General features: G+C 58.5%; 8 protein-coding genes. 3 read left to right on the plus strand and 5 right to left on the minus strand.

Annotated features, from left to right (window positions below; genetic code table 11):
• Positions 1–39 precede the first annotated feature (39 nt).
• Positions 40–1,002, plus strand: coding sequence for a ferrochelatase (hemH, locus tag HB664_RS08315; RefSeq protein WP_033144798.1), 963 nt, complete (start codon positions 40–42; stop codon positions 1,000–1,002).
• A gap of 62 nt (positions 1,003–1,064) precedes the next feature.
• Entirely contained in the window at positions 1,065–2,369 is a 1,305-nt protein-coding gene (locus HB664_RS08320; RefSeq protein WP_029741032.1) for an inosine/guanosine kinase, read from the plus strand.
• Between the two features lie 119 nt (positions 2,370–2,488).
• Here HB664_RS08320 and ybaL read toward each other — a convergent pair whose 3' ends face one another.
• Together ybaL and HB664_RS08330 are read right to left on the minus strand one after the other, a co-directional pair.
• Positions 2,489–4,165, minus strand: coding sequence for a YbaL family putative K(+) efflux transporter (ybaL, locus tag HB664_RS08325; protein WP_087822111.1), 1,677 nt, complete (start codon positions 4,163–4,165; stop codon positions 2,489–2,491).
• A 229-nt stretch (positions 4,166–4,394) separates the two neighbouring features.
• Positions 4,395–5,603 (minus strand): MFS transporter, encoded by a 1,209-nt coding sequence (locus HB664_RS08330; protein WP_219940613.1) that lies wholly within the window; start codon positions 5,601–5,603, stop codon positions 4,395–4,397.
• Between the two features lie 169 nt (positions 5,604–5,772).
• Between HB664_RS08330 and ushA the strand changes: the two genes are divergently transcribed.
• Entirely contained in the window at positions 5,773–7,425 is a 1,653-nt protein-coding gene (gene ushA, locus HB664_RS08335) for a bifunctional UDP-sugar hydrolase/5'-nucleotidase UshA (RefSeq protein ID WP_023310614.1), read from the plus strand.
• A 121-nt stretch (positions 7,426–7,546) separates the two neighbouring features.
• Here ushA and ybaK read toward each other — a convergent pair whose 3' ends face one another.
• The 3 genes from ybaK to copA all read right to left on the minus strand — a co-directional run bounded on the left by ybaK (position 7,547) and on the right by copA (position 11,569).
• Positions 7,547–8,026 carry a Cys-tRNA(Pro)/Cys-tRNA(Cys) deacylase YbaK gene (ybaK, locus tag HB664_RS08340; protein WP_023310615.1) on the minus strand — a complete coding sequence of 160 codons (480 nt, stop codon included), beginning with the start codon at positions 8,024–8,026 and terminating at the stop codon, positions 7,547–7,549.
• A 199-nt stretch (positions 8,027–8,225) separates the two neighbouring features.
• A complete protein-coding gene (locus tag HB664_RS08345) occupies positions 8,226–9,020 on the minus strand; it encodes a TraB/GumN family protein (RefSeq protein WP_219940616.1) in 795 nt (264 codons plus the stop codon).
• Positions 9,021–9,070: 50 nt separating this feature from the next.
• Entirely contained in the window at positions 9,071–11,569 is a 2,499-nt protein-coding gene (gene copA, locus HB664_RS08350; RefSeq protein ID WP_069303757.1) for a copper-exporting P-type ATPase CopA, read from the minus strand.
• Positions 11,570–11,590: the final 21 nt, after the last annotated feature.

Raw genomic sequence — 11,590 nt, forward strand, 5'->3', positions numbered from 1 at the left:
GCTACAATTGACAACCTATCAAATGGTTAAGAGGCGTGAATGAGTCAGGCGAAAACCGGCATCCTGCTTGCCAATCTGGGCACTCCAGAAGCACCTACATCAGACGCGGTAAAACGCTACCTGCGACAATTTTTAAGCGACACGCGCGTCGTGGATTTCCCGAGACTGCTGTGGTGGCCGCTGCTGCGTGGCGTCATTCTGCCGATTCGTTCCCCGCGCGTCGCCAAACTCTATCAGTCCGTCTGGATGGAAGAGGGCTCGCCGCTGATGGTTTACAGCCGTCGCCAGGAAAAAGCGCTGGCCGCCCGCCTGCCGGATATGCCCGTCGCGCTTGGCATGAGCTACGGAAAACCGTCCCTGCAAAGCGCGGTGGAATCACTGCTGGCGCAGGGCGTGGACCATATCGTCGTGCTGGCGCTCTACCCGCAGTACTCCTGCTCGACGGTGGCCGCCGTCTGGGACGAGCTGGCCCGCATTCTGGCGACCCGCCGCCGCATTCCGGGCGTGACTTTTATTCGCGACTACGCGGATAACGATCTCTACATCCAGGCGCTTGCCAACAGCGCGCGCGCGTCGTTTGAAAAGCACGGCGAGCCGGATCTGCTGCTGCTCTCCTATCACGGGATCCCGCAGCGTTTCGCCAATGAAGGGGATGATTATCCGCAGCGCTGCCGCGATACTACGCGCGAGCTGGTTTCCGCCCTTGGCCTGCCGCCGGAGAAGGTGATGATGACCTTCCAGTCGCGCTTCGGTCGCGAGCCGTGGCTGACGCCTTATACCGATGAAACCCTCAAAATGCTGGGTGAGAAGGGCGTGAAGCACATTCAGGTGATGTCGCCGGGCTTCTCGGCAGACTGTCTGGAAACGCTGGAGGAGATCGCGGTGCAAAACCGGGAATTTTTCCTTGAGGCTGGCGGCGAAAAGTATGAGTACATTCCGGCGCTTAACGACTCGCCTGAGCATATCGACATGATGGTCTCGCTGGTAACGAACAGCCGCTGATCGCACTCCGGGCCGGGTTTGTGCTACCATTCCCGGCCCATATTCTTCGTACAGTTCAGACCATGAAATTTCCCGGTAAACGCAAATCCAAACACTACTTCCCCGTCGATGCCCGCGACCCGCTCCTGCAGCAAATCCAGCCAGAAAACGAAACCAGCGCGGCATGGGTCGTCGGTATCGATCAGACGCTGGTGGACATTGAAGCGAAAGTGGATGATGCGTTTGTCGCCCGTTACGGTCTGAGCGCCGGTCACTCGCTGGTGATTGAGGACGACGTTGCCGAAGCGCTGTATCAGGAGCTGGTGCGCGAAAACCTGATTACCCATCAGTTCGCCGGTGGCACCATCGGCAATACCATGCACAACTACTCCGTGCTGGCCGACGACCGCTCGGTGCTGCTCGGCGTGATGTGCAGCAATATCGAAATCGGTGGCTATGCCTACCGCTATCTCTGCAACACCTCCAGCCGTACCGATCTGAACTACCTTCAGGGCGTCGACGGGCCTATTGGCCGCTGCTTTACGCTGATTAGCGATTCCGGCGAGCGTACTTTTGCCATCAGCCCGGGTCATATGAACAAGCTGCGCGCCGAGAGTATTCCGGAAGAGGTGATCGCGGGCGCCTCGGCGCTGGTGCTGACCTCCTACCTGGTGCGCTGTAAGCCGGGCGAGCCGATGCCGGAAGCGACCATGAAAGCGATCGAGTACGCGAAGAAATACAACGTGCCTGTCGTTCTGACGCTGGGCACGAAATTCGTTATCGCCGATAACCCGGAGTGGTGGCAGGCGTTCCTGAAAGAGCACGTCTCGATTCTGGCAATGAACGAAGAAGAGGCCGAAGCGCTGACCGGCGAAAGCGATCCGCTGCTGGCGTCTGACAAAGCGCTGGACTGGGTGGATCTGGTGCTCTGCACCGCCGGCCCGGTTGGGCTCTATATGGCGGGCTTCACGGAAGAAGAGAGCAAGCGCAAAACCCAGCACCCGCTGCTGCCCGGTGCGATTGCCGAGTTCAACCAGTACGAGTTCAGCCGCGGCATGCGCTACAAAGATTGCGTGAATCCGCTGCGAATCTACTCTCATATCGCGCCGTATATGGGCGGGCCGGAGAAGATCATGAACACCAACGGTGCGGGCGACGGCGCGCTGGCCGCACTGCTGCACGACATCACCGCTAACGCCTACCATAAAACCAACGTGCCGAACTCCAGCAAGCACAAGTTCAGCTGGCTGACCTATTCCTCGCTGGCGCAGGTGTGTAAATATGCCAACCGCGTGAGCTATCAGGTACTGAACCAGCACTCCCCGCGCTTAACGCGTGGTCTGCCGGAACGTGAAGACAGCCTCGAAGAGGCGTACTGGGACAGGTAAAAGAAAACCCCTCACCCTAACCCTCTCCCCATAGGGGAGAGGGGATAGCACGAAGCCGTCTTTTCTCCCTCGCCCCTATGGGGAGAGGGCCGGGGTGAGGGGACCAGACCGCACCAAACCTACCCCGTCACCCCTTCTTCAACCGGCGGATTCTCCAGCAGCGTCAGCATCGTATTCGCAATCTCGCGCTCGCCCATCACCACCTTATTTGCCCCGCGCTCGGTAATGTACTCCACCTCGTCGTCATAATGCGCCCGGGCGATAATCTCAATCGTTGGGCACTTCTCGCGCGCGGAGGCCACAATCTCGCCCGCTTCATAGCCGTTAGGTATGGTCAGCAGCAGCCAGCGCGCGCAGTCCAGGTGCGCCAGATTCATGATCTCTTCGTTTGCCGCATTGCCCAGTACCGCACGAATGCCGCGCTCGCGCAGCTCGTCGACGCGGGTGCGTGAGGTCTCAATCACCACCAGCGGAATGCCCTGCGCCATCAGCTTCTCACCGAGCAGGCTGCCCACGCGGCCAAAGCCTACCAGCAGGGCGTGGTTGCAAATATCGACCGGGATCTGCTTCTCTTCTTCGATGGCCTCTTCGAGCGTCTGTTCTTCCAGCGTTTCGGTTTTATCGAGGTATTTTTCCAGCAGGGCAAACAGCACCGGGTTCAGCATAATCGACAGGATCGCCCCCGCCAGCACCAGGTTTTGCCCCGCCTGCGGCAGCAGGTTCAGGGCCATGCCCAGACCGGCCAGAATAAAGGCGAACTCACCGATCTGCGCCAGGCTGGCGGCGATGGTCAACGCCGTGCGCGGGGAGTGGCCGAACATCCGCACCAGGAAGAAGGCGGCAAGCGACTTACCAAAGATGATGATCGCCAGCGTGCCCAGCACGGCCAGCGGCTGGTGAATCAGGACCATCGGGTCAAACAGCATCCCGACGGAGACGAAGAACAGCACGGCGAAGGCATCGCGCAGCGGCAGTGTGTCATGCGCCGCGCGGTGGCTCAGCTCGGACTCGTTCAGCACCATCCCGGCGAAGAACGCGCCTAGGGCAAAGGAGACGTCAAACAGCTCTACGGCACCAAAAGCGATACCCAGCGCCAGCGCCAGCACAGAGAGGGTGAACAGCTCGCGGGAGCCGGTTGCCGCGCTGCGGGACATGATCCACGGCACCAGACGGCGTCCCACCAGCATCATGATGGCGATAAATGCCACCACCTTACCGATGGTGATACTCATATCCAGCGCCAGCGAGGCAAAGCCGACGTTGTCTTTTTCCATCATCCCGGCGACGGCTGGCAGCAGCACCAGCGTCAGGACCATCACCAGGTCTTCAACAATCAGCCAGCCTATCGCGATTTGCCCGCGCTGGCTGTCTATCAGCTGTCTCTCTTCAAGCGCGCGCAGCAGCACCACGGTACTGGCGGTTGAGAGACACAGCCCAAATACGATACCGGTCATTAACGACCAGCCCAGCACCGCCGAAAGCGCCATCCCCAGCAGCGTCGCCACCCCAATCTGGGCGATCGCTCCCGGTATGGCGATCGACTTTACCGCCATCAGATCCTTCAGGGAGAAGTGCAGGCCGACGCCAAACATCAGCAGAATCACGCCCAATTCCGCCAGCTCAGGGGCCAGCTTGGTATCCGCCACGAAGCCTGGCGTAAAGGGGCCCGCCAGTACACCCGCTAACAGATAGCCGACAAGAGGAGAAATACGCAGCTTATTGGCAATCATGCCGAGGATAAAAGCGAGCACAAGTCCACCAACAATGGTGGTGATAAGCGGTGTGGCGTGGTGCATTCCGTCTCCTTTCGTTGTGGGTGTTCCTTTTTGGCGAAAACCAAAAAACCGAGTAATAGTTTATGACAATTTTTACCCTTATGTTTATGAATTATTGTTGAAGTTTGAATAAAACAGCAATATGCACGTAAAAAAGCGCGTTTTGATAAATTCAGCGAGGGTAAGAAGAAGAAACCCTTATGGCATCAGGGTATCAGGTAGCCAAAGTAAAACTTTGGCTACCCGTAATTTACGCTTTATGACGGTTATCAGGCAGGAATATGGTCAACATCCCAAGAAGTGGCAGGAAAGCGCAGATTTTATAAACCAGGAAGATGCTGGTGTGATCCGCCACTATCCCCAACACCGCCGCGCCAAGCCCGCCCATGCCGAAGGCGAAACCGAAAAAGAGCCCGGAAACCATACCGATACGGCCAGGCAGCAGCTCCTGGGCATAGACCAGAATGGCGGAAAACGCGGATGCGAGAATAAAACCAATGATCACGGTTAAAATCCCCGTCCATTCAAGGCTCGCGTACGGCAAAATAAGGGTAAACGGCGCCACGCCGAGGATAGAGCCCCAAATGACGTATTTACGCCCAATCTTATCACCCACAGGCCCGCCAATGACCGTGCCGGCCGCAACGGCGAACAGGAAGGCAAACAGGTGGATCTGCGCATTCTGTACCGATAATCCGAATTTTTGCATCAGATAAAAGGTGTAATAGCTGCTGATGCTCGCCATATAGAAGTATTTCGAAAAAATCAGTACCAGCAGCACGGAAACCGCCAGGATAACCTTATTGCGCGGAAGGGGATTGATAACCTTCGCTTTAGGTTTACCTTTATTCACGCGATGCTGAGCGGCATACCAGCGGCTGATCTGCGCCAGCACGATGATCGCCAGCAGCGCGGCCAGTACAAACCAGGCCACGTTGCCTTTACCGTAAGGGGCAATAATCACCGCGGCCAGCAGCGGGCCGAGAGAGCTACCAAAGTTACCGCCCACCTGGAAGAGAGACTGCGCCAGACCGTGACGCCCCCCTGAAGCCATACGCGCCACGCGCGAGGACTCCGGATGGAAGACGGACGAGCCGGTGCCCACCAGCGCGGCGGCAATCAGCACCGCTTCAAAGCTCCCCGCCATGGCCAGCAGCACCAGCCCGCTTAGGGTGAAGCACATGCCAATCGGCAGCGACCACGGCATCGGGTATTTATCCGTCCAGTAGCCCACCACCGGCTGCAGCAGTGAGGAAGCCAGCTGGAAGGTCAGGGTGATCATCCCGATCTGCACGAACGTTAACGAAAACTCGGACTGCAGCAGCGGATAAATTGCCAGAATCAACGACTGGATCATGTCGTTGAGCAGGTGCGAGAGACTGATTGCGCCTAAGACTTTAAAGGAGGTGCGCGACGCCGGCGCGCCCGGAACGGGCTGGGTTGATTCACTGATTGCCATAGAGAGAAGTACCACGTCTTTCGTTATTAGAGATGCAGGGTGTAATTATTATCCGACTAACATACCCGTCCGGGACATTTGAAGAAAGTCGCAATTCTGAAAACTTATTTGTCTATTCTTGTTAGTCACTGTAATTTTTGCCTTTGTCTATTGGTCAGGGAGAGAGAAGATGAAGTTAATGAAGCGGGGCGTCGCGCTGGCGCTCATCGCCGCATGGGGCCTGGTAAGCCTGCCCGCGCAGGCGTATGAAAAAGACAAAACCTATAAAATCACTATTCTGCATACCAACGATCACCACGGTCATTTCTGGCGCAGTGAATACGGCGAATATGGCCTGTCGGCACAGAAAACGCTGGTGGACGGCATTCGCAAAGAGGTGGCGGCCCAGGGCGGCAGCGTGCTGCTGCTGTCGGGGGGCGATATCAATACCGGCGTGCCGGAATCCGATTTACAGGACGCGGAACCTGATTTTCGCGGCATGAACCTGATTGGCTACGACGCGATGGCCGTGGGTAACCACGAGTTCGATAATCCGCTGACCGTGCTGCGTCAGCAGGAAAAATGGGCCAAATTTCCCTTCCTCTCCGCCAATATTTACCAGAAAAGCACCGGCGAACGCCTGTTTAAGCCGTGGGCGCTGTTTAAGCGTCAGGATCTGAAGATCGCGGTCATCGGCTTAACCACTGACGATACGGCGAAAATTGGTAACCCCGAGTTCTTTACAGATATCGAATTCCGCAAACCGGCAGACGAAGCGAAGCTGGTGATTCAGGAGCTGCAGCAAAACGAGAAGCCGGACGTGATTATCGCCACCACGCACATGGGGCACTACGACAACGGCGAGCACGGCTCTAACGCGCCCGGCGACGTGGAAATGGCGCGCAGCCTGCCTGCGGGCTCGCTGGCAATGATTGTGGGCGGTCACTCACAGGATCCGGTGTGTATGGCCTCGGAGAACAAAAAGCAGGTGGACTACGTGCCGGGCACGCCGTGCGCGCCGGACCGTCAGAACGGTATCTGGATAGTTCAGGCGCACGAGTGGGGCAAATACGTCGGCCGGGCGGATTTTGAGTTCCGTAACGGCGAGATGAAGCTTGTTCATTATCAGCTCATCCCGGTCAACCTGAAGAAGAAAGTCACCTACCCGGACGGTAAAAGTGAGCGCGTACTCTACACGCCAGAGATCGCTGAAAACCAGCAGATGCTCTCCCTGCTGACGCCGTTCCAGAACAAGGGCAAGGCGCAGCTGGACGTGAAAATCGGCACGCTGAACGGTCGTCTGGAGGGAGACCGCAGTAAAGTTCGCTTCGTGCAGACCAACATGGGCCACCTGGTGCTGGCGGCGCAAATGGCGCGCACCGGCGCCGACTTCGGCGTGATGAGCGGCGGCGGTATTCGTGATTCCATCGAGGGTGGAAACATTACCTATAAGGATGTCCTGAAGGTGCAGCCGTTCGGCAACGTGGTGGTCTATGCGGACATGAGCGGGAAAGAGGTGATTGACTACCTGACCGCCGTGGCGCAGATGAAGCCGGATTCCGGGGCCTATCCGCAGTTTGCCAACGTCAGCTTTGTGGCGAAAGACGGCAAGCTTAACGACCTGAAGATCAAAGGCGAACCGGTTGACCCGGCCAAAACGTACCGTCTGGCGACGTTAAGCTTTAACGCCACCGGCGGCGACGGCTATCCGCATATCGATAATAAACCGGGATACGTGAATACCGGCTTTATCGATGCGGAAGTGCTGAAGCAGTTCATCGAGCAGAATTCACCGATTGACGTGAATGCGTACGAGCCGAAGGGTGAGGTGAGCTGGCAGTAGTGGTGTGCGGCCTGATGCCCTCACCCCAACCCTCTCCCACCGGGAGAGGGCGCGAACACAAAAAACGGTAACGCCTGTTACCGTTTTGCTTTTACCTCGCAGCCGCCACCGGGCAATTTTCTCAATCCCGGCGCGCAATATCCGCAAACTTCGCGTCCAGCATTTTCGCCAGATCGCCCGCCGCCAGCTCGATATCCAGCCCGCGTTTGCCGCCGGATATAAAGATGGTTTCAAACTCCTGTGAAGGGGCATCAATCAGCGTCGGCAGGCGTTTTTTCTGCCCGAGCGGACTGATCCCGCCCACCAGATAGCCCGTGGTGCGTTGCGCCACCATCGGATCCGCCATATCCACCTTCTTCGCCCCCAGGGCTTTGGCGACTTTCTTCAGATCCAGCTGTCCCGCCACCGGAGTAACCGCGACGGCGAGGTGTTTCATATCGCCATTCACCGCCACCAGCAGCGTTTTATAAACCTGGTCAGCATTCAGCCCCAGCTTGCGCACCACTTCATCACCAAAGTTAGTTTCATTCGGATCGTGATCGTAAGTGTGGATCCGGAAAGAAATGTTGTTTTTTTCGAGTAATTTAACGGCGGGAGTCATAGCTATCCTTCTTACGACAGACAAATCATGCCATCAGCATACGCCTGACGTTTGTCTAAAAAATAGCACCATCTTGCGCAATAGTATTGGCAGTGATGGTCACTTTGAGCGACAATCGGCTCAACCGAAGGTCTCCTTCGGCATAATAAAAACGATGAAATTCCTCTTTGACGGGCCAATAGAAATATTGGCCATTTTTTTATTTCAACAGTGACGGCAAATTCCCTTCTCCGTACAAATGTAACGCCCCAACCGCCACCACGTAATGCCCCGGGGGCAAAGCATGCAGCGTCTGCCGCCAGGCTTTGTTGCGCGCATTCATCAGCACATCATACAGCGATTCGCTGAACGTCGACGGTAACGCCAGCTTACCGTCCTCAGGCGGCGCGTCCAGCCACCAGCCAATCATGGTCTGCAGCAGGCGCGCGTTGGTGTGCCAGTGGGTCAACGTATCATCCAGCAGCATCAGGCCGTCGTCGGGAAGCTGGCGCAGAAGCGCAATCTGGCTGTCCGTCCCTTCCAGCTCGATGACGGGCAGGCTGCGGGCCCTTGCCGCGTTCAGCAACTGGTAATCAATGCCGTAGTCACCGCGCAGTCCCAGACGCTGCGCCTGCGTAGCCTGCAGCACCATCGCAATTTGCCAGAGCGGCAGGGTGTCAATCATGGAGAGCGACACGCCGGTTTCATCCGCGACGCGCGTCAGTTCCGCAAGCCGGGGATCATCCAGACGTTCCGCCAGAGTGAGATCGCTTTCCAGCCCGACAAACGGCGACTCCTGACCCGAAATGTCCGCCTCAACGACCAGCGCGTCGGCGCGTTTTAGCAGTTTAATCAGGCCGGGTGGCAGGGGAGACATATCCTGCGTACCCATATGAATGCTGCCAACCAGGTGCAGGTGCTGCCCGCCGGGGAGAGAGATATCCAGACCGGGCCAGGCATAACGGCGAGGAAAGAGGGCGCGAAACGATGCTTTTATACGATTAAACAGACCCATACGCGCTCCATGAATGGAAAGGTTCATGCTAGCGCGTACGGGTACAAGGTTCAATCCTTCGGTTTAAAGCGCAGCAGGCGGTTGGCGTTGCTCACCACGGTAATGGAGGAGAGCGCCATCGCCGCGCCCGCGACCACCGGGTTAAGCAGCGTGCCGGTCAGCGGCCACAGAATACCGGCCGCGATTGGGATACCGAGGGTGTTATAGACGAACGCTCCCAGCAGGTTCTGCTTCATGTTGCGCAGCGTGGCTTTTGAAATGGCCAGCGCGTCGGCAACGCCCATCAGGCTATGGCGCATCAGCGTAATCGCAGCGGTTTCGATGGCGACATCGCTCCCGCCACCCATGGCAATCCCGACGTCCGCCTGGGCCAGCGCCGGGGCATCGTTGATGCCGTCGCCGACCATCGCCACCTGACGGCCCTGACTTTGCAGTTTCTTGATGGCGTCCGCTTTACCGTCCGGCAGTACGCCTGCAATGACCTCATCAATTCCGGCCTCTTTCGCGATGGCGTTGGCCGTTGTCGGATTGTCTCCGGTCAGCATCACCAGACGATAGCCCGCGCGGTGCAGACGCTGCAGGGCGTCCACGCTGTCCTGGCGAAGCGGATCGCGCACGGCCAGCAGCGCGGCGGCTTTGCCATCCACCGCCAGCAGAACCGGCGTGGCGCCCTGAGACGCCTGCGCCTTCAGCTCGCTTTCCAGCGCGGCGGTATCAATACCGTTTTCATTAAGCAATGCCTGGTTACCCAGCAGCAGCGCGTGGCCTTCTGCTTCACCGCTGACGCCGAGCCCGCGCAGGGTGCGGAAATTGCTGACCTGCGGCAGGGCAGAAGCATTCGCTTTATCGAGAATGGCGCGCGCCAGCGGATGGCTGGATCCTTGCTCCAGCGCGGCGGCGAGACGCAGCGCCTCCTCTTGCGCAATGCCTGCGGTAGTGACGGCCACCACCTGCGGTTTGCCTTCGGTCAGCGTGCCGGTTTTATCAAACACCAGCGTGTCGAGGGTGCTGGCCCGCTGCAGCGCGTCCGCATCCCGCACCAGTACGCCAAATTCGGCCGCGCGGCCTACGCCGGAGATAATCGACATTGGGGTCGCCAGGCCAAGGGCGCAAGGACAGGCGATGATCAGCACCGTAGTGGCAATCACCAGGGTGTAAACAATCTGCGGTGCCGGGCCGAAGAAATACCAGATCGCCGCGCTCAGCAGGGCAATGCCGACCACCACCGGCACAAAAATGGCCGAGATTCTGTCAGCAAGCTGGCCAATTTCCGGCTTGCTGCTCTGCGCCTGGCGCACCATGCGGATGATACGCGACAGCGTCGTGTGGCTGCCGACGGCGCTGGCGGTAAACAGCACGCTGCCGTCCTGCACCACCGTGCCGGCATGAACGGCGTCGCCGTCTGATTTCTGCTGAGGGATAGGCTCGCCGGTCAGCATCGCTTCATCCAGCCAGGCTTCGCCCTGGGTTATCTTGCCGTCAACGGGAACGCGATCGCCCGTCGTCAGGCGCAGCGTCATGCCGGGCTGAACTTCCGCCAGCGGGACGCTTTTCTCCCCCTCGTCCGTGACCACGCGGGCCGTCGGCGGGGTTAAATCAAGCAATCTTTCCAGCGCTTTCGAGGAGCGCTGACGGGCGCGGGCTTCCAGCATGTGGCCCAGATTAATCAGGCCGATAATCATCGCGCTGGCTTCATAATAGAGATGGCGCGCCTCCATCGGGAACCACTGCGGCCAGACGTTCACGCTCATCGAATAGAGCCACGCCGCGCCGGTTCCGAGCGCCACCAGCGTATCCATCGTCGCGGTGCGGTTTTTCAGGCTCTTCCAGGCGCTGGTGTAAAAATGCCCGCCTGCAAACACCATCACCGCAAGAGTAATCAGACCAATCACCAGCCACAGCGTGCGGTTGTCAGCGGTGACCATCATGTTGTCACCCATCATGCCCCACACCATCACCGGAATACCGACCAGCAGGGCGACAATCGCCTGCCAGCGGAAGCGCTTCATGGTGGCGATAGCCGTTTCCTGCTGGCGCTCGCGGCGCTCGGCATCATCTTCGATGGCCTCCGCCCCGTAGCCCGCTTTCTCAACGGCCTGCACTAAATCTGCGGCGGAGGCGCTGCCCATCACCAGCGCAGTGCGCTCCGCGAGGTTTACCCGTGCCTGCGCGACGCCCGGTACGGCCTGCAAGGCGTTTTGTACCCGGGAGACGCAGCTGGCGCAGCTCATGCCGTTGATCAGCAGCTGTTGGCTGTCGTCAATATCATCAGCTGCCGGAAGCTCAGGAGTGGCCGCTGTCAGTGCTTCCGACGGGGATGATGACTCTGCCAGCGGTTTAGCCTTTGGGTGGCTTAACTCCGCCCCGTAACCGGCCTGCTTGATGGTATCAATCAGCGCATCCGCGCTGGCGCTGCCGGTGACGGCTGCATGATCGATAGTCACGTCAGCGCTTTCAACGTCAGGGCGCTGTTCCAGGCTTTCTTTAACGCGTTTGACGCAGTGGCCGCAGGAGAGGCCGTCCAGCGTCAGGTCGATAGTGTGAGACATAACAAAACTCCCGTATAATGA

The organism is Enterobacter sp. DNB-S2 (assembly GCF_019443845.1).
GTDB lineage: Bacteria > Pseudomonadota > Gammaproteobacteria > Enterobacterales > Enterobacteriaceae > Enterobacter > Enterobacter asburiae_B.

Excerpts from the sequence above, each read along its gene's own strand:
- ybaL (WP_087822111.1), bottom strand. The coding sequence starts at position 4,165 with ATGCACCACGCCACACCGCTTATCACCACCATTGTTGGTGGACTTGTG.
- ybaK (WP_023310615.1), bottom strand. The coding sequence starts at position 8,026 with ATGACTCCCGCCGTTAAATTACTCGAAAAAAACAACATTTCTTTCCGG.
- ushA (WP_023310614.1), top strand. The coding sequence starts at position 5,773 with ATGAAGTTAATGAAGCGGGGCGTCGCGCTGGCGCTCATCGCCGCATGG.
- HB664_RS08320 (WP_029741032.1), top strand. The coding sequence starts at position 1,065 with ATGAAATTTCCCGGTAAACGCAAATCCAAACACTACTTCCCCGTCGAT.
- HB664_RS08330 (WP_219940613.1), bottom strand. The coding sequence starts at position 5,603 with ATGGCAATCAGTGAATCAACCCAGCCCGTTCCGGGCGCGCCGGCGTCG.
- hemH (WP_033144798.1), top strand. The coding sequence starts at position 40 with ATGAGTCAGGCGAAAACCGGCATCCTGCTTGCCAATCTGGGCACTCCA.
- HB664_RS08345 (WP_219940616.1), bottom strand. The coding sequence starts at position 9,020 with ATGGGTCTGTTTAATCGTATAAAAGCATCGTTTCGCGCCCTCTTTCCT.
- copA (WP_069303757.1), bottom strand. The coding sequence starts at position 11,569 with ATGTCTCACACTATCGACCTGACGCTGGACGGCCTCTCCTGCGGCCAC.